The organism is Microcella sp. (genome assembly GCF_040286215.1).
Lineage (GTDB): Bacteria > Actinomycetota > Actinomycetes > Actinomycetales > Microbacteriaceae > Microcella.
Genome location: NZ_JAVKCK010000011.1, coordinates 83,702 through 105,348 on the forward strand (window position 1 = coordinate 83,702; position 21,647 = coordinate 105,348).

Sequence of the window (21,647 nt, forward strand, 5' to 3'; positions counted from 1 at the left end):
CGCGAGGTCGATGCTACGCCCGCGCGCGGCGATAGGCTGGGGCAGACATGATCGACCTGGACTTCTCTGAGCGCATCGGCGCCGCCCGCAGCACTTTCGCCGACATCCGCGCCGTCGTCGACGTCGACCGGTTGCAGTCGGAGATCGCCGCACTCAGCGAGCAGGCCTCCGCACCCGACCTGTGGGACGACACCGCGCACGCGCAGAAGGTCACGAGCGACCTCAGTCACCGTCAGACGGAGCTCGAGCGCATCGAAGCCCTGCGGCAGCGACTCGACGACCTCGATGTGCTCATCGAGATGGCGCGAGAGGCCGACGACGAGGATGCCGCCGCCGAGTGCGCGGCCGAGCTCACGGCGATCGAGAAGACCCTCGGCGAGATGGAGGTGCGCACCCTCCTCGACGGTGAATACGATGCACGCCCGGCGGTCGTCACGATCCGCGCGGGCGCGGGAGGCGTCGACGCCGCCGACTTCGCCGACATGCTGCTGCGCATGTACCTGCGCTGGGCCGAGCAGCACGACTACGCCACGACCGTCATGGACATCTCCTATGCGGAGGAGGCGGGCATCAAGTCGGCGACCTTCGAAGTGGATGCGCCCCACGCCTTCGGCACCCTCAGCGTCGAGGCGGGTACGCACCGCCTCGTGCGCATGTCGCCGTTCGGCGCCGCGGGAAAGCGCCAAACGAGCTTCGCCGCGGTCGAGGTCATTCCCCTCCTCGAGGAGAGCGCCGCGATCGAGGTGCCGGAGTCGGACATCCGTGTCGATGTGTTCCGGTCGTCAGGGCCGGGAGGGCAGTCGGTGAACACGACCGATTCCGCCGTACGCATCACCCACCTTCCCACCGGTCTCGTCGTCTCGATGCAGAACGAGAAGAGCCAGATTCAGAACCGAGCGGCGGCGATGCGCGTGCTGCAGTCGCGCCTGCTGATCCTGCAGAAGGAGCAGGAGGCGGCGACGAAGAAGGAGCTCGCCGGTACGATCACCGCGAGCTGGGGCGACCAGATGCGCTCCTACGTTCTCGCGCCGTACCAGATGGTCAAAGATCTGCGCACCGAGCACGAGGTCAACAACCCCTCGGCAGTCTTCGACGGAGACCTCGACGGCTTCATCGCCGCCGGCATCAGGTGGCGCAAGCGCGCCCCGATCGAATAGCGGTTCGGTCAGTAACCCGGGGGGTGCCCGGCGCTGGTCGGCGCGTGGCGTCGCTGAGAAAGCGTGCACGGAGGGTGTCGCAGTGCGACGCACCGCGCGCGCCCGCTTACTCTGATCGCGATGATTCGCTTCGAAGAGGTCACCAAGGTGTACCGCGGGACGGCTCGGCCGGCGCTCAACGGCGTCAGCCTGGAGATTCTCAGCGGTGAATTCGTGTTCCTCGTCGGCGCCTCCGGGTCGGGCAAGTCGACCTTTCTGCGCCTCGTGCTCAAGGAGGAGAAGCCGACGAGCGGCTCGATCCACGTGCTCGGGCAGGATCTCGGCGCGATCTCGAGCCGCAAGGTTCCCTACTTTCGCCGCAACCTCGGTGTCGTCTTCCAAGACTTCCGGCTGCTGCCGAACAAGACGGTGTTCGCGAACGTCGCCTTCACGCTGCAGGTGATCGGCAAGAGCAAGGGCTTTATCCACGAGGCAGTGCCCGACGCGCTGCGCACCGTCGGGCTCGAGGGCAAGGAGGGGCGGTTTCCCCACGAGCTCTCCGGCGGCGAGCAGCAGCGCGTGGCGATCGCGCGCGCCCTCGTCAACAAGCCCGCGATCATGCTCGCCGATGAGCCGACCGGCAACCTCGACCCGGCGACGAGCGCGGGCATCATGACGCTGCTCGAGCGCATCAACGCCAACGGCACGACGGTCATCATGGCCACGCATGACGCCGGCATCGTCGACCGTCTGCAGCGCCGCGTCATCGAGGTCATCGGTGGTCGTATCGTGCGCGACGAGCGCGGCGGCGGGTACCAGACGCAGGCGAACCCCGTCCTGTCGCAGGCCGGTGCGGCGTCGCCGCGCCTCTCCGCCACGGGGGAGGCGCGATGAGGCTTGGTCTCGTTCTCAGCGAGGTCGGTCAGGGGCTGCGCCGCAACCTCTCCATGGTCGTCTCGGTCGTGCTCGTGACCTTCATCTCGCTGACGTTCGTGGGCGCCGCGATGCTGCTGCAGATGCAGATCACCGAAATGAAGTCGTACTGGTTCGATCGCGCGCAGGTCGCCGTCTACCTGTGCACCGAGTTCGCGACGATCGGCGGCTGCGAGCAGCAGGCCGCCACGCCAGAGCAGATCGCCCAGGTGGAGGCGCAGCTGCAGTCCGCGACGCTCGCACCGTTTATCGACACCTACTACTTCGAGACGCAGGAGGAGGCGTACGCGAACTTCCAAGACCAGTTCGCGGGCACCGCGGCCGCCGAGCTCGTCTCACCGGAGTTTCTGCCGCCCGCCTTCTGGGTCGACCTCGTCGACGTCGACCAGAGCCAGATCCTCGTCGACGCCCTCGGCGGGCTCGCCGGCGTCGAGAGCATCGAAGACGAGCGCGCCTACCTGGACGGCGTCTTCGACGTGCTCAACGCCTCCAGCATCACCGCGGTCGGCATCGCGGCGCTGATGCTCGTCGCCGCCGTACTGCTCATCGCCACCACGATCAGGCTGAGCGCCTTCTCGCGCCGCCGCGAGCTCGGCATCATGCGGCTCGTGGGCGCATCCAACCGGTTCATCCAGACGCCGTTCATCCTCGAAGGAGTGGTCGCCGCGCTCATCGGCTCGGCGCTCGCGGGCGTCGCGATCATCGCGATCGTCGAGTTCTTCGTGCAGGGCTACCTCACGCAGGCTCTGCCCCTCACCTCGCTCGTCGGACTCGACGAGGCGCTACTCGTCGCACCCGTGCTGCTCATCGCCGGCGCCCTGCTCGCTGCCGTGTCGGCGAACGTCGCCATCACGCGCTACCTGCGCGTCTGACCCTTCCCATCCGGCGCAGGTATGCTGGAGGGCTGCCGCGACACGCGCGGTGGGCATCCGCATCGGGCGTGATCGGGAGGTGAGCGACGTGCCGAAGGAGCAGGGCAGAAAGGTCGTCGCGACCAATCGCAAGGCGCGGCACGACTACACGATCGAGGACACCTACGAGGCTGGTCTCGTGCTGAGCGGCACCGAGGTCAAGTCGTTGCGGATGGGGCGTGCGAGCCTCGTCGACGGCTACGGCTTCATCGACGGGGGCGAGGCGTGGCTCGATGCCGTGCACATTCCCGAGTACACGCAGGGCACCTGGACGAATCACCCGCCCCGCCGCAAGCGCAAGATGCTGCTGCACAAGGCGCAGATCATCAAAATCAGCCAGAAGACGCAGGAGGGCGGCTACACGCTCGTGCCGCTGAGCATTTACTTCAGTGACGGCCGTGCCAAGGTCGAGCTCGCCGTTGCGAAGGGCAAGCGCGAGTACGACAAGCGACACGCATTGCGCGAGAAGCAGGATAAGCGCGAGGCAGAGCGGGCCATGCGGCTGCGCAACATTCGCGGAGAGTAACGGGCTGCACTGGCGATGGCTCCCAGTCGGGCGCGGGTAGGGTGAACCCCCGTGACGAATGACGCGCGCACCGCCGAGCCCGAGATGGATGATCGCACCCGCTGGCGTGCGTTCGCCGTCGCCGTGGCGGTCGCCTCGCTCACGATTCTCGACGTCTCGAAGGTCAACGTGGGGGTGCCCGCGATCGAGGGTGCTTTCGGCGCGGGCCCGACCGAGATCCAGATCATCATCGCCGGGTATATCCTCGCCTTCGGCGTCGTCCTCGTGCCCGCAGGGCGCTACGGCGATCAGAACTCGCGTCGCCGCATGTTCCTCGTCGGACTGGTCGTCTTCCTCGTCGCGAGCCTGCTGTGCGCGGTCGCGCCGACCGTGGAGGTGCTCGCCGGCTCGCGCATCCTCCAGGGCGTCGCCGCCGGCCTGCTCATGCCGCAAGTGCTGGGCCTGATCCAGCAGCTCTTCCAGGGCCCGGCGCGCGGTCGTGCGTTCGGCGTCTTCGGGGCGGTGATCGGTCTCTCGACGGCGTTCGGCCCGACTCTCGGCGGTCTTTTTGTCGACCTGGGTGGGGACGATCTGGGCTGGCGGCTCATCTTCTGGATGAACGTACCGCTCGTCATCGGACTCTTCCCCGTCGCCTACCGGCTCCTGCCGCGCACGCAGCCGGCGAGCAGCGGTTCGCGCGACCTCGACCTGATCGGCACCGCCCTCCTCGGTATCGCCGTGCTCAGCCTCATGCTGCCCTTCGTACTCACGACTGGAGGCCCCGACGATGACCCTGCCCGGTGGGCGTGGCTCGCGGCCTTCGCCGTCTCCGGGGCCTTGTTCGTCTGGTGGGAGGCGCGGTACGCACGCTCCGGTCGGTCGGCGATCGTCGACTTCGCGCTCTTCCGAGTGACGAGCTATCGCAACGGCACGCTGCTCGCAATCGCCTTCTTCGCCGCGATGCCGTCGATGTTCCTGACACTGACGCTGTACTTGCAGCTCGGTCAGGGGCTCGCGGCGGTCTTCGCGGGCATGGTGACCATTCCGTTCGCTCTGATGATGGCGCTCAGTTCGCTCTACTCGGGTCGCGTCGTCGAACGATTCGGGCGCGGCCTCGTCGTCGCCGGGCTCGCTGTGCTGCTGCTCGGATTCGGGCTCGTGCTCGTGACGGCTCTGACCCTCCCGGCCGCAGCTGTGCCGTGGGCGGTGGCGATCGCGATGGGGATCGCCGGCGCCGGCGGCGGCGCGGTGATCGCCCCCAACCAGACTCTGGCCCTGGCCGATGTACCGGTCACCTCCGGCGGCGTCGCGGGTTCGATCCAGCAGGTGGGCCAGCGCGTGGGAACTGCCGTCGGTCTCGCCGCGGCGACCGCGGCCTTCTATGCGACGGTGTACAGCGAGAGAGGAACCGAGACGGAGCTCGTCGTCTACCAGGATGCCTACCTGCATGCGGCACTCGTCATCCTCGGCTTCGTGGCCGTGGCGCTGAGCCTTGCTCTGGCCGACCTCCGCGCCCGCAGCGTGGGAGCGATGCGCACGCTGGAGGACTCCCGCGTCTCCTAGGCGTGCGGGACGCGTCGGCGCACGGCTCTGGCGGGCGCGGTGGGCGTCCCCTATACTGAAGGGCTACGTCGGCGACGACGTTCGAGTGCGACGGGTGACCGGTCGCACGTTCTCAACTCCACAGCGCGTGACAGCGGCCCTCTCTCGGCACCCTGCGGTGCTCGATTGTGACGCATGGGGATGATCGGTTTCGACATTGCCTGCGAGACGAAGAGAAGCGGGTCGAGGATGCAGGGTTATCTCGTTAACGATCTCTGCAACCAACAGGTGCCGATTCCAAGCGCACCGACTTCGCTCTCGCCGCCTAAGGCAGAGTAGATAGTCCGTCAGCCCGGGTTCGTCTCCGCCCCGGTCGCTGGCGTCATTGAGGAGACTCGCTGCGTGCCTGCGTCTCAGGAGCACGTGGGACTCGAACTGAGGCTGGGCTCGTCGACCTAGGTGTCTGCGACAAAGGTCGGAGCCGAGTAGAACGCTTTCCGCAGACTACGCCCGTAGAAGACTTCGAATCACAGCAGTGGACGGGGGTTCAATTCCCCCCATCTCCACCACCGGCCGCTGTCACGCGCTGAGGATGCTCCGCTCGCGCCGCGCGATGTCAGACTGAGCGCATGCGCACCCTTCTCAACATCATCTGGCTCGTGCTCTCCGGCGTGTGGCTGTTCCTCGGTTGGATGCTCGCGGCGCTGATCATGTTCGTACTCATCGTGACGATCCCGTGGGGTATTGCCGCCGCTCGCATCGGCGTCTACTCGCTGTGGCCATTCGGCAAGCGCGTGGTGGAGACGCCGACGTCGGGCTTCTGGGCGCTCATCGGCAACGTCATCTGGGTGGTGCTCGCCGGCTGGTGGGTGGCGCTGAGCCACATCATCACGGCAGTCCCTCTCGCCATCACGATCATCGGCATTCCCTTCGCGATCGCGAACATCAAAATGGTGCCGGTGGCGCTGCTGCCGCTCGGCAAGCGCATCGTCGACATCGACTGATCGGGTGTCTTCGCACCGCGATGTAAAGCATGTTTGACAACGTGTCGAACATCCTTTACTGTCTGCATGTCAGCAAAACGTGACATCTCTCGACTGTGAAGGAGCGCCTCGTGGCGTATGAAGTGAAGGGAGCGTGGGTCGGCCTCATCGTCGGCATCGTCACGTTCATCGTGTACCTGACCGTGCTGCTCGCTCGCGCCGCTGACGGCGCTCTCGAGCAGACGCCGTACGTCGACGCGATGCTGTGGAGCATCGGCGCCGGGATCGTCGCGGTCATCATCGTGACGATCTTCGTCACGATCGCGACGCGCCGGGACGGCACGCAGACCGACGTGCGCGACAAGCAGATCAGCGCTCGCGCAGAGTTCACCTCGCGCGGCCTGCTTATCCTCGGTGCGCTGACGGCCCTCGTGCTCGCCATGCTGGAGGCGGACCACTTCTGGATCGCCCACGCGATCTTCCTCGGATTCTTGCTCTCCGGCATCCTCGAAGGTGTCACGAAGATCGCCCTCTACCGCAGGGGCGTGCCCGCATGGTGAAGCCCACGAGAGTCACCAATGCGATCCGCGCACTGCGGTTCGCGCACGGCGAGCTCACCCAGGCCCAGCTCGCGGCGGCCGTCGGTGTCACACGTCAGACGATCATCGCCATCGAGCAAGGCCGGTACTCGCCATCGCTCGAGCTCGCCTTCCAGATCTCGCACGTCTTCGGAGTACCGCTCGACGACGTCTTCCAGTACCCCGCCGAGTCGGCGGCGGCCGCAGCGGAGGAGGGGCGATGAGGGCGGTCGTCCAGCGCGGCTACGGCGGCCCCGAGCGACTCAGCGTCGAGCAGCGGCCCGCGCCGATCCCGGGTCGCGGCCAGGTGCGCGTGCGCGTCGAAGCGGTCAGCCCCGACTCGGGAACGCTGCACATCCTGACCGGTGAGCCCCGCGTTCTGCGGCCCTTCGTGGGTCAGCGCACCCCGCGGCAGCCCGTCATCGGGCTCGCTTTCGCGGGCGTGGTCGAGCAGCTCGGCGACGGCGTCGACGAGTGGGCGATCGGCGACCGCGTGACCGGCGCGGCGCCAGCGGCATTCGCCGAGCTCGTCGTCGCGCGTGCCGACCGGGTGGCGCGCATCCCCGATGGGGTCTCGAGCGGCGATGCCGCAACGCTACCGGTCTCGGCGAGCACGGCGCTCCAGGCCGTGCGCGATGCCGCGCGCATCGAGGCGGGCCAGCGCGTGCTCGTGATCGGCGCGGGCGGGGGCGTGGGCTCCTTCCTCGTGCAGCTCGCGGCGCTGCGCGGCGCCCACGTGACGGCGGTGGTGAGCGCCGCGAAGTCGCCCCTCGCCCGCGAGCTCGGAGCCGAGCGCACGATCGACTACCGCGCCACGCCAGACCCGGTGCAGTGGGGCGCCCACGACGTGGTGATCGACACGGCCGACGGCCGCCCGCTCTCCGTGCTGCGGCGCGCCCTGACACCGAGCGGCACCCTCGTCATCGTGGGCGCCGACGGCGCGGGAGGGCCGCTGCTGGACGGCCTCGAGCGCCAACTGCTCGCGACTGTGCTGAACCCGTGGGTGCGGCACCGGCTCACGAGCGTGGTGCAGCGCGAGAACGCCCCCGACCTCCGTGTGCTCCTCGACGAGATGGAGGGTGGTCGCCTGCGCGCGCCCATCGACCGCGTGCTCACCCTTGAGGATGCGCCCGAGGCACTGCGGCTCCAGGCCGAGCGCGCCGTGGCGGGCAAGCTCGTTCTGACGGTGTAGCGGTCGGGCCTACTCGCCGGCTCCCTGAAGGGTGCCGGTGAGCGGCTCGCCCGAGGGGTCGTAGACGAGGCACAGGATCTCGCGGTCCCCACCCGCCCAGCTGCTCTCCGTCGGGTGGTAGTAGCTGAAGTCGTAGCGCGATTCGAGGTAGTCGATGCCGAGAAACTCGGTGTACCCGGCGAGGCAGGCCGCGTCGGCCTCCTCAACGATCGTGTCGATGCCGGGGAAAGCCGTATCGCCGAGGATGTACGACGCGTAGATCTCGCTGTCGTGCGGCTCTGCGCACGGCACGGTCGGTACGGCGGTCACGGTCTCGCCCACCTCGCCGTCATTGAGGCAGTCGCCGACCTGAAGCGAGAACACGTCGGTCTCCTCGTTGCCCTCGATGACCTGGCCGTCACCGTCCCGCACAGCCTGGTTGCCCGCCGTGAACACGTCGAGAAGGCTGCATCCGCTCAGGGCCAGCCCTGCCGAGAGGGCGAGGGCGACGGCGAGCAGTCGGCGGGCGGCGGGGCGCGTGCGCTGTGCAGACATGCCAGGATCCTATCGAGTCCGCACCCGGCGCAGTACTTCGTCGTGCAGCACACCGTTGGTGGCAAGTGCGCTGCCGTGCCACGGGCCGGCGTCACCGTCGACGGAGGTGAAGCGTCCGCCAGCCTCCTCGACGATCGGCTGCAGCGCCGCCATGTCGTAGGGCTGGAGGTCGAACTCGCCCGCAATATCGATCGCGCCCTCGGCGACGAGCATGTACGACCACATGTCGCCGATCGCGCTCGCCCGCCAGACCGTCCTCGTCAAGTCGAGCAGCTGGTCGAGTCGGCCTTCGTCGTCCCACCCGCGCAGGCTGTTGTAGCTCAGTCGCGCATCGGCGAGCTCGCTCACGCCGCTGACCTGCAGGCGCCGGGGTTCTGCGTCCTGCGCGTCGTGCGCCCAGGCGCCCTGCCCGCGAGCCCCCCACCAGCGTCGCCCCAGCGCGGGAGCACTCACCACGCCGACCACGGGCTCGCCGTCGATCGCGAGACCGATGAGCGTGCCCCAGATGGGCACGCCGCGCAGAAAGTTCGCTGTGCCGTCGATGGGGTCGATGATCCACTGCCGGGTCGCACCCGCGCCCTGCCCCTCCCGGGTGCCGTACTCCTCGCCGAGGATGCCGTCGTCGGGGCGGCCGGCGGCCAGCCCGGCACGAATGGCGTGCTCGACCGCCTGGTCGGCGTCGGTGACCGGCGTGCGGTCGGGCTTCGTGGAGACGACGAGATCGAGTGCGCGGAAGCGGGGCAGCGAGATCTCGTCGGCGGCGTCGGCGAGGCGCAGGGCGAGGGCGAGGTCGTCGGCGGCGGTGTCGTTCAGCTCGGGGTCGTGCGGCGCGGCGGTGTCGGTCACTCGCCCAGGCTATCGGCGGTACCCCGCCCTCGCGGCGCGCGCAGGGTCGTGAGAAGCCTCTGCAGGGAGTCCAGCCGTTGCGGTCCGAGCTCGCCGAGCTCTCCTCGTGCGGCGCGCTCGACGAGCTCGCAGTCCGGGGAATCGGGCAGGTGGGTGCAGCCGCGCGGGCAGGCGGCGGCGACCTCGGCAAGATCGCCGAAGGCGCGCAGGATGTTCTCGGGGTCCACGTGACCGAGGCCGAAAGAGCGAACGCCGGGGGTGTCGATGATCCAGCCTCCCGCGGGCAGGCGCAGCGAGACGGTCGAGGAGGAGGTGTGGCGCCCGCGGCCGGTGACGGCGTTCACAACGCCGACGGCGCGGTCGGCACCGGGCACGAGAGCGTTGACGAGCGTCGACTTGCCCACGCCGGAGTGCCCGACGGCCACGGTCGTGCGCCCGCGCAGTCTCTCGAGCAGTGCGTCGACCGGGGGATGCTCGGGCGTGCTCGTGACGACCTGCAGATCGAGACCGGTGAAGTGCGCGAGGAAGGCACTGGGGTCGGCGAGGTCGACCTTCGTCATGACGAGCAGAGGGGTGATGCCGGCGTCGAAGGCGGCGACGAGGTAGCGGTCGACCAGTCGCGGTCGCGGTTCGGGGTCGGCTGCGGCGACGACGATGAGCAGCTGGTCGGCGTTGGCGACGATGATGCGCTCGACCGCATCAGTGTCGTCGGCGCTGCGTCTCAGCAGAGTACGGCGGTCGTGGACACGCACGATGCGGGCGAGCGAGCCCTCCTCGCCGCTCACGTCCCCGACGAGATCGACTCGGTCGCCGGTGACGATCGACTGCTTCCGCAGCTCGCGCGCCCGGGTCGCCGTCACCGTGCGCTCGTCGTCGCCATCCTCATCCACGAGCGCCGTGTACCGCCCCCTGTCGACCGTCGTCACCCGAGCGACGACGGCGTCGTCGTGCGCGGGGCGCTGCTTCGAGCGCGGGCGGTTGGCCTTGGGGTTCGGCCGGGCACGGTAGAGGGCCTCGTCGTACTGCTCGTACGGCTCCTCGGTATCCGGCGGGAGCCAGCTCACGGCGAGGAGTCGCCCTCGCTCGAGGCGAGCATCCGCTGCCACAGCTCAGGGAACTGCGGCAGCGTCTTCGCCGTCGTGCCGATGTCATCGATCGTCACGTCATCGACAGCGAGCCCGACGATCGCACCCGCCGTCGCCATCCGGTGATCCTCGTAGGCGCGCCAGGGGCCGCCGTGCAGGGGCGACGGGGTCACGCTCACTCCGTCCTCGAGCTCGCGCGCGCTCCCGCCGATCGCGGTGATCTCGGCGACGAGGGCGGAGAGCCGGTCGGTCTCGTGGCCGCGCAGATGCTCGATGCCGCGGAAGGTGCTCGGGCCCGAGGCGAGAGTGGCGAGCGCGACGAGCGCCGGAGCGAGCTCGCCGCCGGTGGAGAGATCGATGTCGACCCCGGGTACCGAGGCTCCGCCGCAGACGCCGGCCCCGCCGTCGACCACGAGCGCGCTGCCGTCGCGATGCACACGCGCACCGAACAAGGGCAGGAGGTGCTCTAGGTCGGCTCCGACCTGCGTCGTCGACCGCGGCCAGCCCTCGATCGCGATCGTGCCGCCGGCGACGAGCGCGGCGACGAGGAACGGAGCGGCGTTCGAGAGATCGGGCTCGATCACCGTCTCGGTGGCGGCGATGGGGCCGGGCAGCACAGCCCACAGCCCCGGCTCGGGGTTGTCGACCTGCACTCCCCGCCGCCGGAGGGTCTCGATCGTCATGGCGATGTGAGGCAGGGAGGGCAGGCGTTCGCCGGTGTGCCGCAGCACGAGACCCCGCTCGAAGCGAGGGGCGGCGAGCAGCAGACCGGAGATGAACTGGCTCGAGGAGGAGGCGTCGATGGAGAGCTCGCCGCCCTGCACGGCACCGGAGCCCCACAGGCTGAAGGGCAGTGATCCGCGGCCGTCGTCGTTGACGTCTACTCCGAGAGCGCGCAACGACTCGATCGTGGTGCGCATCGGCCGTCGCCGAGCGGCGTCATCGCCGTCGAAGGCGACGGGCCCGAGCGAGAGCGCGGCGACCGGCGGCAGGAAGCGCATGACCGTGCCCGCGAGCCCGCAGTCGATCGTCGTGCTGCCCGAGAGCTCGTCGGGGGGCGTGATGCGCAGATCGGGACCGAAGGCGCCCTCGCCCTCGACGCGCTCGATGGTGACGCCCAGGGAGCGCAGCGCCTCGATCATCAGCTCGGTGTCGCGCGAGATGAGCGGCCGCTTCAGCACCGAGGTGCCGTCGGCGAGGGCGGCGAGCACGAGCTCGCGATTCGTCAGGCTCTTCGAGCCGGGCAGGCTCAGGCGAGCCCGAAGAGGTCGGCTCGCGCGCGGCGCGCGCCAGGCCCCTCCGGGCTGGGGAGCGTCGGACGCCTCGGAGCGGTCCTCGTCCCCGTAGGGAGAGAAGCGCGGGCTGGAATAGGTGAAGACCTGCATCGGTTCTCTACAGTAACGGCACGCACGACACTCATCGAAGGGAGCCCCGCATGGCGACGAGCCTTCTCGAGGCGCCCGCACGGCGCTCGACAGTAGAGTGGGCCCCGATGAGCGACGAGTTGAGCGAGAGACGACAGCTGTTCCACGATCAGGCTCTGCCCCTCATGGATCAGCTCTACGGTGCCGCGATGCGCATGACGCGGAATCCGGCGGATGCCGCCGATCTCGTGCAGGAGACCTTCGTGAAGGCGTTCGCCGCCTTCGGGCAGTTCGAGCAGGGGACGAACATCAAGGCGTGGCTGTACCGGATTCTCACCAACACGTACATCAACATCTATCGCAAGAAGCAGCGCGACCCCTACCAGGGCACGATCGACGAACTCGAAGACTGGCAGCTCGGCGGGGCCGAGTCGGCGACTACGACGGTGACGCGTTCGGCGGAAGCCGAGGCGATCGACCGCATGCCTGCGAGCGCCGTCAAGGACGCGCTTCAGTCGATCCCTGAGGACTTCCGCCTGGCGGTGTACCTGGCCGACGTTGAAGGGTTCGCGTACCAGGAGATCGCCGACATCATGAAGACTCCCGTCGGCACCGTGATGAGCCGACTGCATCGGGGTCGGCGGCTGCTGCGCGAGCTGCTGGCCGACTACGCGCGTGAGCGCGGCATGACGGCGTCGACGATTCCGGGGAGCACCGCGAGAAAGGGCACGGCATGACGGACTGCGGATGCGACAAGGCGAAGGCGGAGCTCGAAGAGTTCCTGCACAACGAGCTGAGCGCTGCCGAGTGCGCCGACATTCGCGAGCATCTCGCGAACTGCGACGACTGCTCTGCTGAGCACCTCGTCGGCCTGACCCTCAGCAGCAAGGTCAAGGAGGCGTGTCAGGAGACCGCACCCGACGACCTGCGCGCCCTCATCGTCGGCACCATCGAGCGGCTCGACGCCTGACCGACGCCCTTCCGGCCACCTAGTCCGCGAGCGCCGCGTCCATGATCTCGGCGTGCTCCTGCGCGCTGCGCTTGCTCGAACCCGTGGCGGGCGACGCCGAGGCGTGCCGCGAGACGACGCGCACCGACTTCATGCCCCGCTTGGCAAGCTCGATCGTGAAGAACGGCCACGCTCCCTGGTTCTCGGGCTCGTCCTGCACCCACACCAGCTCGGCGTTCGAATAGCGCTCGATGACCTCGCGCAGCGCGTCCTCGGGAAGCGGGTAGAACTGCTCGAGCCGCACGAGCGCGACGCCGGTGGTGCCGCGCTTCTCGATCTCGCTCTTGAGGTCGTAGTGAATCTTGCCGGCGTGCAGCAGCACGCGCCGCACCGACGCGGGGTCGCTGACCGACGCATCGTCGATCACGGGCTCGAAGCGACCCGACGTGAAGTCGGCCACGTCGCTCGTCGCACCCCGCAGGCGCAGCATCGCCTTGGGTGTGAACACGATGAGCGGGCGCCGCGGGCGCGCGTAGGCCTGACGGCGCAGGAGGTGGAAGTAGGAGGCCGGCGTGGAGGGCCGGGCGATCACCATGTTGTTCTCGGCGGCGAGCTGCAGGAACCGCTCGATGCGCGCGGAGGAGTGGTCGGGGCCCTGCCCCTCGTAGCCGTGCGGCAGCAGCAGCACGAGACTCGAGCGCTGCGCCCACTTCTGCTCGGCCGAGGAGATGAACTCGTCGATGATCGTCTGCGCCCCGTTGGCGAAGTCGCCGAACTGCGCCTCCCACAGCACGAGCGCATCGGGGCGCTCGACCGAGTAGCCGTACTCGAATCCCATCGCGGCGTACTCGCTCAGAAGCGAGTCGTAGATCCAGAACTTCGCCTGATTCTCGCTGAGGTTCGCCAGCGGCAGCCACTCCTGGCCGTTCACCCTGTCGTGCAGCACGGCGTGCCGCTGCACAAAGGTGCCGCGCCGGGAGTCCTGGCCCGAGAGGCGCACAGGGGTGCCCTCCATGAGCACCGATCCGAGCGCGAGCAGCTCGCCGAACCCCCAGTCGATGCCGCCGTTGCGGCTCATGTCGACGCGCTTCTTGAGCATCGCCTGCAGCTTCGAGTGCACGGTGAAGCCGGCAGGCGGATTGTCGTGCGCGTCGCCGATGTGAGCGATGACGGCCGCATCGACCCCGGTCGACTCGGGCTCGCCCGCGGGCGAGACCGCATCCTCACGCCCTGCGGTGCCGCCCACGACGGGAATCGTGCCGGTCTGCGCGGCGTGCGTCTCGGCGAAGGCGACCTCCAAGCGCTCCTGGAAGTCTTTGTGGGCGGCCTCGAACTCCTCCTCGGTGATGTCGCCGCGACCGACGAGCGCCTCCGTGTAGAGGGTGCGCACACTGCGCTTGGCCTCGATGAGGTTGTACATGAGCGGCTGCGTCATCGACGGGTCGTCGCCCTCGTTGTGCCCGCGTCGGCGGTAGCACACCAGGTCGATGACGATGTCGCGCTTGAACTCCTGCCGGTACGCGAAGGCGAGCGCCGCGACGCGCACCACCGCCTCTGGGTCGTCGCCGTTGACGTGCAGGATCGGCGCCTGAATCGTCTTGGCGACGTCGGTGGAGTAAATCGAGGAGCGTCCCTCACCGGGCGGCGTCGTGAAGCCCACCTGGTTGTTCACGACGACGTGAATCGTGCCGCCCGTGCGGTAGCCGCGCAACTGGCTGAGCTGCAGGGTCTCGAGCACCACTCCCTGGCCGGCCATCGCCGCGTCGCCGTGGATGAGCACGGGGAGCGTGCTGAAGGCCCCGTCACCCTTGCGGTCCTGCTTGGCTCGCACGATGCCCTCGAGCACGCCGTCGACGGCCTCCAGGTGCGAGGGGTTCGCTGCGAGCGAGACCTCGATCTGCTGGCCGCCCGCCGAGGTGAAGACGCCTTCGGTGCCGAGATGGTACTTCACGTCGCCGGAGCCCTGCACCGACTTCGGATCCTGCGTGCCCTCGAACTCACGGAAGATCTGGCCGTAGGTCTTGCCGGCGATGTTCGCGAGAACGTTGAGACGGCCACGGTGGGCCATACCGATCGCGACCTCGTCGAGACCTTGCTCGGCGGCGCCCTGCAGGATTTCGTCGAGGAGCGGGATGACGCTCTCGCCTCCCTCGAGGCTGAACCGCTTCTGGCCGACGAATTTCGTCTGCAGGAACGTCTCGAACGCCTCCGCCTGGTTGAGCTTGCCGAGGATGCGCATCTGCTCGTCGTGCGTCGGCTTCTCGTAGGGCTTCTCGAGGTGGGCCTGGAACCAGCGGCGCTGCTGCGGTTCCTGAATGTGCATGTACTCGACGCCCACGGTGCGGCAGTAGGTGTCACGCAGCACGCCGAGAATCTCGCGCAGGAGCGCGTTGCGGCGACCGCCGAACCCGCCGGCGACGAATTCACGATCGAGATCCCAGAAAGTGAGACCGTGGCTGGCGATGTCGAGATCGGGGTGCGAGCGCTGGCGGTACTCGAGCGGGTCGACATCGGCCATCATGTGACCGCGAACGCGGTAGGAGTTGATGAGCTCCTGCACGCGGGCGGTCTTGTTGACGTCGTCGGCGAGGTCGACGTGGATGTCCTGCGCCCAGTGGATCGGGTCGTAGGGGATTCTCAGGTCGGCGAAGATGCTCTCGTAGAAGTGGCGCTCGCCGATGAGCAGCTCGTGCACCTTCTTGAGGAATTCGCCGCTGCCCGCACCCTGGATGACGCGGTGATCGTAGGTGCTCGTGAGCGTGATCGTCTTGCCGACGCCGAGCTCTGCGAGCGTCGCGGCCGACATGCCCTGGAACTCAGCCGGGTACTCGAGCGCACCGGCGCCGATGATCGCGCCCTGGCCGCGCATGAGCCGCGGCACGGAGTGCACCGTGCCTATGCCGCCCGGGTTGGTGAGCGAGATGGTGTTGCCCTGGAAGTCGTCGGCGGTGAGCTTGTTGTCGCGCGCCCGCTTGACGACGTCTTCGTAGGCGGCGAGGAACTCGTGGAAGGAGAGCGACTCGCACTTCTTGATGCCCGGCACCATGAGCGCACGCGTGCCGTCGGGCTTGGGCAGGTCGATCGCGATGCCGAGGTTGAGGTGACCCGGGGTGACCACGACGGGTTTGCCGTCGACCTCGTCGTAGTAGACGTTCTGGCTCGGGAACTCCTTGAGCGCCTGGATCATGGCCCACGCGATGAGGTGGGTGAACGACACCTTGCCGCCGCGCGCCCGCTTGAGGTGGTTGTTGATGACGATGCGGTTGTCGATGAGCAGCTTCGCGGGGATGGTGCGCACGCTCGTCGCGGTGGGGACGGTGAGGCTCGCATCCATGTTCGTCGCGAGGGCCTTCGCCATGCCCTTGAGCGGCGTCACGGTGTCTTCCGTGGGCGCCTCCTGGTCTTCCGCGGCGACGGGCACGGATGCGGTCGAGGGGGCCTGCGCGGGGATCGGCTGCGGCTGCGGGGCGATGGAGGTCGTGCGCGCGATGGGCTGGCTGCCCGTGATCGGCACGGAGGCGGCGGGTACGGACGCGGGGGCAGCGGTCGGCGTCGACGCAGGAACCGGTACGTCGGGAATCGTGACGGTGGTGGTCGGCGCTGACGGAGAGCTCGTGCTCGCCGACTGGTGGTAGCGCTCCAGAATGGGCCACCAGGACGGGTCTACCGCGTTCTTGTCGTCCTTGTACTGCTCGTACAGCTCGTCAACGAGCCATTCATTGGCACCGAATTCGCCCGAGGCTGTGCCGTCGGAGCTCGATCCGGTCACTTGGCTTGACACGGCCGACCGCCCACTTTCGCTTCATTGGTAGTTGTCGCACCGCGGCTCACCCGCTGAACCGCAGTGCTGTCTAGCTTAACCGCTCGTCGACGGCGTCCGAGCCGGTCACGCCGTGCCGCTAGCGTTAATATGTGCGATTCCTTAGTGAGCGTCCCTCCCACGATCTCACCTACTCCGACGTGTTCCTGGTGCCGCAGCGCTCGAGCGTCGGCAGCAGGCTCTCGGTCGATCTGTCGGTCGACGATGCCTGCGGTCTGCGCGCGCCGCTCGTCGCCGCCAACATGACCTCGGTCACGGGGCCGCGGCTCGCCGCGGCGATGGCGCGTCGCGGTGGCCTCGGCGTGCTGCCGCAGGATCTCGCGCTGCAGGATCTCGATGCGGCGATCCAGCACGTCAAGGCTGCGCCGATCCTCTACGACCCCCTCGTGGGTGTGCCTGCCGGGGCGACGGTCGGCCGTGCCCTCGCTCGCGCGGTGGACTCGCCCGGGGCCGTCGTGACGGTGCTCGACGCCGACGGCCGGCCGACCAGGTGCCTCCCCGTGTCTGCGCTGCGCCACTGGCTGCCGGACGCGCCGCTCGCCGATGTGGTGGCCGACGCGATTCCGGCGATCGATGACGAAGACGTCACGGACTCCCGCGCCGCCTTCGCGCTGATCGAGGCGGCGGGCGTCGAGGCGGTCGCCGTGCGCCACCGCGGCGAGATCATCGCGACTCTCAGCGCCCGCAGCGCCGTGCGGTCGACGATCTACGCTCCGGCTCTGGATGCTCACGGCAGGCTGCGCGTCGCGGCGGCGGTCGGCGTCACACGTGAGCCCGCCGAGCGGGCCGCGGCCCTCGTGGAGGCCGGGGTCGATGTGCTCGTGCTCGATACGGCCCACGGCCACCAGGAGCAGATGGTGCAGGCCCTCCGGGAGGTCAGCGCGGCCGGGCTGGGCGTGCCGATCGTCGCGGGCAACGTGGTGACGGCGGAGGGCGCTGTCGAGCTCGCGCAGGCGGGGGCGGACGTTCTGAAGGTGGGTGTGGGACCGGGCGCGATGTGCACGACGCGCATGATGACCGCGGTGGGGCGCCCGCAGTTCTCCGCCGTTCTGGAGACCTCTGAGGCGGCTCGTGAGCACGGTGCCCGCGTGTGGGCGGACGGTGGGGTGCGGTACCCGCGCGACGTGGCGCTGGCCCTCGCGGCGGGCGCCTCGGCCGTCATGATCGGATCATGGTTCGCGGGCACCCTGGAGTCGCCCGGCGACATCGAGCTCGACGAGGAGGGACGGGCGTTCAAGAGCAGCTGGGGGATGGCCTCGACGAGAGCGGTCGAGCAGCGGTTCCGTCGCCTCGACCCGTTCGAGCGTGCCCGCAAGGCCCTCTTCGCGGAGGGCATCTCGAGCTCGCGCATCTACCTCGACCCCGAGCGCCCTTCACTCGACGACCTCCTCGACATGATCACCGCGGGGCTGCGCAGCTCGATGACCTATGCGGGGGCATCCACTCTCGAGCAATTCCGCGACCGCGCGGTCGTGGGTACGCAGTCGGCGGCAGGCTACGAGGAGGGCAAGGCGCTGCCGGTCTCCTGGTAGGCGCAGTCGCAGGCGGCGAGCGCGCCGGGGGGCCTATACTGGCGCGATCATGGAACCCCCGTCAGCCCCTGCGGAGCCTCCTCATAGTCCGCACTTCCTGATCTCCTCCCGACGCGCGATGGGCGTCCTCCGTGGGCGCTGAGGTGTTGGGCGCCGCCCTCGCGGGGGGCGCACTCCCCGGCGGCGAGTGGCTCCTGCTCGGGATAGGCGTGCTGCTGACGATCGGCACCGGCCTGTTCGTCGCGAGCGAGTTCTCGCTCGTGAACCTCGACCGCTCTGAGCTCGAGGCCCGCCAAGCGCGGGGGGAGAAGCGACTCGGGCCGACGATCTCTGCTCTCAAGATCACCTCGACACACCTGTCGAGCGCGCAACTGGGCATCACGCTCACCACCCTGCTCACGGGGTACACGATGGAGCCCGCGATTTCGAGCCTGCTCGCCGGGCCTCTGACGGCGGCGGGCCTGCCGGAGGCTGCTGTGCGCCCGGTGGGCTCGGTCACCGCGATCGTCATCGCGACGCTGCTGTCGATGATCGTCGGCGAGCTCGTGCCCAAGAACTTCGCTCTGTCGCTGCCGCGGCAGACAGCGAAGCTGGTCATTCCGTTCCAGTGGGCCTTCACGACGGTGTTCCGGCCCGCGATCGTCTTCCTCAACAACTCGGCGAACGCGCTGCTGCGGTCGATGGGCGTCGACCCGAAGGAGGAGTTGAGCGGCGCCCGCACGGCGGAGGAGCTCGCCTCGCTGGTGCGCCGCTCCGCGAGCCAGGGCAGCCTCGAGGCCGATACCGCCACGCTGCTCTCGCGCACCCTCGCGTTCTCGCAGCATTCCGCTCAAGACGTCATGACGCCGCGGCCGCGCGTCGCGGCGGTCGAGCGGGGCGATTCCGCCCAGGCCGTCATCGATCTCGCGCGGCGCACGGGGCACTCGAGGTTCCCCGTCGTCGACGATTCCATCGACGACATCGTGGGCATCGTGCACGTCAAGCAGGCGGTCGCTGTGCCGCGGGAGCGGCGAGCGGATGTTCCCGCGAGCGCTCTGCAGTCGGATGCTCTTCGCGTGCCCGAGACGATGAAGCTCGACACCTTGCTCGGCGAGCTGCGCGCCCGGGGCTATCAGATGGCGATCGTCGTCGACGAGTACGGCGGCACCGCGGGTGTCGCGACACTCGAGGATCTCGTGGAGGAGCTCGTGGGTGAGGTGAGCGACGAGCACGACCGCGCGATCGTCGACGTCGTGCGCTCTCGCGACTGGCTGACCTTCCCCGGCATCCTGCGACCGGACGAACTGCGGGACCGCGCCGGTGTCACCGTTCCCGACGACGGCCCGTGGGAGACGGTGGGCGGCTACCTCATGGCTGAGTTGGGGCGCCTGCCCCGCGTCGCGGATACGATCGAGATTCCGGAGGGAACGTTCCGCATCGAGCGGCTCGACGGGCGGCGCATCGACCGCGTGCGCTTCACCCCGAGGGCCCGCGACGAGGTCGAGGCCGTCGAGGCGGGTGAAGCCCGATGAGCGATTCCGACTGGTGGGGCATCGCGTGGCTCGTGATCCTGCTCGCCGGCAACGCCTTCTTCGTCGGTGCGGAGTTCGCGGTCATCTCGGCGAAGCGCTCGCAGATCGAGCCGCGGGCCGAGAAGGGATCGCGCGCTGCGAAGACAGCCCTGTGGGCGATGGAGCATGCGACGCTCATGCTCGCGACGAGCCAGCTGGGCATCACCGTCTGCTCCCTCCTCATCCTCAACGTCTCCGAGCCGGCCATCAAGCACCTGCTCGAGGTGCCTCTCGAGCTCACCGGGCTGGGCCCCGAATGGATCGCGGGCATCGCCTTCGCGATCGCGCTGCTGTTCGTCTCCTACCTGCACGTGGTGCTCGGCGAGATGGTGCCCAAAAACCTCTCGTTCTCCCTGCCGACCCGCGCCGTGCTGATCCTGGCCCCGCCACTCGTGACGATCGCACGCATCTTCGCCCCCATCATCTGGAGCCTCAACGGCATCGCCAACGGCGTGCTGCGCTTGTTTGGGGTCGATCCGAAGGATGAGGCGACGAGCGCGTTCACCCTCGAGGAGGTGGAGACGATCGTGCAGCAGTCCACGCGCGAGGGGCTGCTCATGGACACCTCGGGGGCCCTCACGGCCGCCTTCGAGTTCACCACGAAGATCGTGGACGACGTCGCGCTGCCGCTCGATACGCTCGTCGCTCTACCGGAGGACGCCTCGGCGATCGATCTCGAGCGCGCGGTCGCCCAGCGCGGCTTCAGCCGGTATCCGCTGGTCGATGAGCGTGGTGAGCCGACCGGCTATCTGCACCTCAAGGACGTCATCGATCTGCCCGAGGATGAGCAGGACGACCCGGTGCCGCCGAAGCGTATCCGGCGCCTGGTGTCGATCCTCGCGACGGCCGATCTCGAGGATGCCCTCGCCATCATGCGCCGCTCGGGTGCGCATCTCGCGCGCGCCGTCGACGCGGAAGGCCGTACGAGCGGTGTCCTCTTCCTCGAGGACATCATCGAGGAGCTCGTCGGCGAGGTGCAGGACGCCACGCGGCGACGCTAGTCGTTGGGGTAGGGCCGGGCGCGCTCGTACTGCGGAGGCCAGGGCGCGGCATGCTTGTCAACGCCGAGCTCCTGGGCGAAGCGCAGCCCCGCGTGCGGGTCGCGCATCCACTCGCGGCCCATCATGACGGCGTCGGCCTGGCCGCTCGCGACGATGCGCTCGGCCTGCGCGGCGTCGGTGATGAGCCCGACGGCGCTGACGAGAACGCCACCAGCGGTGCGCACGTGCTCCGCCAGCGGCACCTGGTAGCCGGGGCCGACGGGAATGCGCGCGCGCACGAGTCCGCCGCTGGAGATGTCGAACAGGTCCGCTCCCGCGTCCAGCGCCCACGCGGCGACCGTCGCCGTCTGCTGCTCGTCCCAGCCGCCTTCCGCCCAGTCGGTGGCGGAGAAGCGCACCAGCACAGGCAGTTCGTGGCCGACCTCGGCGCGCACGCCGCGCACGATGTCGAGCAGCAGTCGTGCGCGGTTCTCGAGGCTGCCGCCCCACGCGTCGCCCCGGTGGTTCGACAGCGGCGAGAGGAACTGGTGCAGCAGGTAGCCGTGGGCAGCGTGCAGCTCGATGAGGTCGAAGCCCGCATCGACGGCGCGGCGGGCCGCGGCGATGAAGGCGAGCCTAACATCCTCGATGCCGCTCTCATCGAGGGCGACCGGCGGGGCGTATCCCTCGAACGCGATCGGCGAGGCGGAGACGGTCTGCCACCCGCCCTGCTCGAGGGGCATCGTGCCGCTGCCCGTATGGCCGGCCGCGGTCGCTCCCCACTCGGGATAGACCGAGGCCTTGCGACCCGCGTGCGCGAGCTGAAGGCCAGCGGCGGAGCCCTGCGCGTGCACGAACTGCACGATGCGGCGCCAGGCGTCACGCTGATCGTCGCTCCAGATGCCCGTGTCGTGCGGGCTGATGCGCCCCTCGGGCGTCACCGCGGTGGCTTCCGCCATGACGAGGCCCGCTCCGCCGCGCGCGAAGGAACCCAGGTGCGCGAGGTGCCAGTCGGTCGGCACGCCGTCGGCGGCGGTGACGGAGTACTGGCACAGGGGGGCGACCCAGAGTCGGTTGCGGATCGTGAGCGAGCGAAGGGTCATGGACTGGAAGAGAGCAGAGGTCACACCGTCATCCAAGCGCACCGCAGGGCGGTGCATTCCCGCGCGGCGGTGAGCGCCGAGCGTCGCGACCGGCCCGCTCGCAG

General features: G+C 69.1%; 20 protein-coding genes and 1 other RNA gene. 15 read left to right on the forward strand and 6 right to left on the reverse strand.

Annotated features, from left to right (window positions below):
• The first annotated feature begins 47 nt into the window (after positions 1–47).
• The 10 genes from prfB (at position 48) to RJQ01_RS05600 (ending at position 7,780) form a co-directional block, all read left to right on the forward strand.
• The gene (gene prfB, locus RJQ01_RS05555; protein WP_350475735.1) at positions 48–1,157 is read left to right on the forward strand and encodes a peptide chain release factor 2; all 1,110 of its coding nucleotides are present in this window, start codon (positions 48–50) and stop codon (positions 1,155–1,157) included.
• Between the two features lie 120 nt (positions 1,158–1,277).
• A complete protein-coding gene (ftsE, locus tag RJQ01_RS05560) occupies positions 1,278–2,030 on the forward strand; it encodes a cell division ATP-binding protein FtsE (RefSeq protein WP_350475736.1) in 753 nt (250 codons plus the stop codon).
• Positions 2,027–2,941 carry a permease-like cell division protein FtsX gene (ftsX, locus tag RJQ01_RS05565; protein ID WP_350475737.1) on the forward strand — a complete coding sequence of 305 codons (915 nt, stop codon included), beginning with the start codon at positions 2,027–2,029 and terminating at the stop codon, positions 2,939–2,941. Before ftsE ends, ftsX begins: the two co-directional genes overlap by 4 nt.
• 88 nt (positions 2,942–3,029) lie before the next feature.
• Positions 3,030–3,506, forward strand: a complete 477-nt coding sequence (gene smpB, locus RJQ01_RS05570; protein WP_179873857.1) for an SsrA-binding protein SmpB — start codon at positions 3,030–3,032, stop codon at positions 3,504–3,506.
• 51 nt (positions 3,507–3,557) lie between these two features.
• Positions 3,558–5,048, forward strand: coding sequence for an MFS transporter (locus RJQ01_RS05575; protein WP_350475738.1), 1,491 nt, complete (start codon positions 3,558–3,560; stop codon positions 5,046–5,048).
• Between the two features lie 176 nt (positions 5,049–5,224).
• Positions 5,225–5,596: a transfer-messenger RNA gene (gene ssrA, locus RJQ01_RS05580) on the forward strand.
• 60 nt (positions 5,597–5,656) lie between these two features.
• Entirely contained in the window at positions 5,657–6,031 is a 375-nt protein-coding gene (locus RJQ01_RS05585; protein WP_350475739.1) for a YccF domain-containing protein, read from the forward strand.
• Between the two features lie 110 nt (positions 6,032–6,141).
• Positions 6,142–6,570: a hypothetical protein gene (locus RJQ01_RS05590; RefSeq protein ID WP_350475740.1), complete on the forward strand. Its 429-nt coding sequence runs from the start codon at positions 6,142–6,144 to the stop codon at positions 6,568–6,570.
• Entirely contained in the window at positions 6,564–6,812 is a 249-nt protein-coding gene (locus RJQ01_RS05595) for a helix-turn-helix transcriptional regulator (RefSeq protein WP_350475741.1), read from the forward strand. Before RJQ01_RS05590 ends, RJQ01_RS05595 begins: the two co-directional genes overlap by 7 nt.
• Positions 6,809–7,780, forward strand: a complete 972-nt coding sequence (locus RJQ01_RS05600; RefSeq protein WP_350475742.1) for an NAD(P)-dependent alcohol dehydrogenase — start codon at positions 6,809–6,811, stop codon at positions 7,778–7,780. The genes RJQ01_RS05595 and RJQ01_RS05600 overlap by 4 nt, the downstream gene beginning before the upstream one ends.
• 9 nt (positions 7,781–7,789) lie before the next feature.
• Here RJQ01_RS05600 and RJQ01_RS05605 read toward each other — a convergent pair whose 3' ends face one another.
• The 4 genes from RJQ01_RS05605 to aroA are packed head-to-tail and all read right to left on the reverse strand — an operon-like array spanning position 7,790 to position 11,630.
• Entirely contained in the window at positions 7,790–8,314 is a 525-nt protein-coding gene (locus RJQ01_RS05605) for a septum formation family protein (RefSeq protein WP_350475743.1), read from the reverse strand.
• Between the two features lie 9 nt (positions 8,315–8,323).
• Positions 8,324–9,160, reverse strand: coding sequence for a histidinol-phosphatase (hisN, locus tag RJQ01_RS05610; protein ID WP_350475744.1), 837 nt, complete (start codon positions 9,158–9,160; stop codon positions 8,324–8,326).
• Positions 9,157–10,224: a ribosome small subunit-dependent GTPase A gene (rsgA, locus tag RJQ01_RS05615; protein WP_350475745.1), complete on the reverse strand. Its 1,068-nt coding sequence runs from the start codon at positions 10,222–10,224 to the stop codon at positions 9,157–9,159. Before rsgA ends, hisN begins: the two co-directional genes overlap by 4 nt.
• The gene (gene aroA / locus RJQ01_RS05620) at positions 10,221–11,630 is read right to left on the reverse strand and encodes a 3-phosphoshikimate 1-carboxyvinyltransferase (RefSeq protein ID WP_350475746.1); all 1,410 of its coding nucleotides are present in this window, start codon (positions 11,628–11,630) and stop codon (positions 10,221–10,223) included. The genes rsgA and aroA overlap by 4 nt, the downstream gene beginning before the upstream one ends.
• A 107-nt stretch (positions 11,631–11,737) precedes the next feature.
• On the opposite strand from aroA, the gene RJQ01_RS05625 reads away from it, so the two are divergent.
• Positions 11,738–12,346, forward strand: coding sequence for a sigma-70 family RNA polymerase sigma factor (locus RJQ01_RS05625; RefSeq protein WP_350475842.1), 609 nt, complete (start codon positions 11,738–11,740; stop codon positions 12,344–12,346).
• Positions 12,343–12,579 carry a zf-HC2 domain-containing protein gene (locus tag RJQ01_RS05630; RefSeq protein WP_350475747.1) on the forward strand — a complete coding sequence of 79 codons (237 nt, stop codon included), beginning with the start codon at positions 12,343–12,345 and terminating at the stop codon, positions 12,577–12,579. The genes RJQ01_RS05625 and RJQ01_RS05630 overlap by 4 nt, the downstream gene beginning before the upstream one ends.
• Positions 12,580–12,598: 19 nt before the next feature.
• On the opposite strand, the gene RJQ01_RS05635 is transcribed toward RJQ01_RS05630, so the two are convergent.
• Positions 12,599–16,339: a multifunctional oxoglutarate decarboxylase/oxoglutarate dehydrogenase thiamine pyrophosphate-binding subunit/dihydrolipoyllysine-residue succinyltransferase subunit gene (locus RJQ01_RS05635; RefSeq protein WP_350475748.1), complete on the reverse strand. Its 3,741-nt coding sequence runs from the start codon at positions 16,337–16,339 to the stop codon at positions 12,599–12,601.
• A gap of 131 nt (positions 16,340–16,470) precedes the next feature.
• Here RJQ01_RS05635 and guaB1 point away from each other — a divergent pair, with 131 nt between their 5' ends.
• The 3 genes from guaB1 (at position 16,471) to RJQ01_RS05650 (ending at position 20,461) form a co-directional block, all read left to right on the forward strand.
• Positions 16,471–17,910 (forward strand): GMP reductase, encoded by a 1,440-nt coding sequence (guaB1, locus tag RJQ01_RS05640; RefSeq protein WP_350475749.1) that lies wholly within the window; start codon positions 16,471–16,473, stop codon positions 17,908–17,910.
• A 194-nt stretch (positions 17,911–18,104) separates the two neighbouring features.
• The gene (locus RJQ01_RS05645) at positions 18,105–19,421 is read left to right on the forward strand and encodes a hemolysin family protein (protein WP_350475843.1); all 1,317 of its coding nucleotides are present in this window, start codon (positions 18,105–18,107) and stop codon (positions 19,419–19,421) included.
• Positions 19,418–20,461 carry a hemolysin family protein gene (locus tag RJQ01_RS05650; protein WP_350475750.1) on the forward strand — a complete coding sequence of 348 codons (1,044 nt, stop codon included), beginning with the start codon at positions 19,418–19,420 and terminating at the stop codon, positions 20,459–20,461. Before RJQ01_RS05645 ends, RJQ01_RS05650 begins: the two co-directional genes overlap by 4 nt.
• On the opposite strand, the gene RJQ01_RS05655 is transcribed toward RJQ01_RS05650, so the two are convergent.
• Entirely contained in the window at positions 20,458–21,543 is a 1,086-nt protein-coding gene (locus RJQ01_RS05655; RefSeq protein ID WP_350475844.1) for an NADH:flavin oxidoreductase/NADH oxidase, read from the reverse strand. The genes RJQ01_RS05650 and RJQ01_RS05655 overlap by 4 nt on opposite strands.
• Positions 21,544–21,647 lie beyond the last annotated feature (104 nt).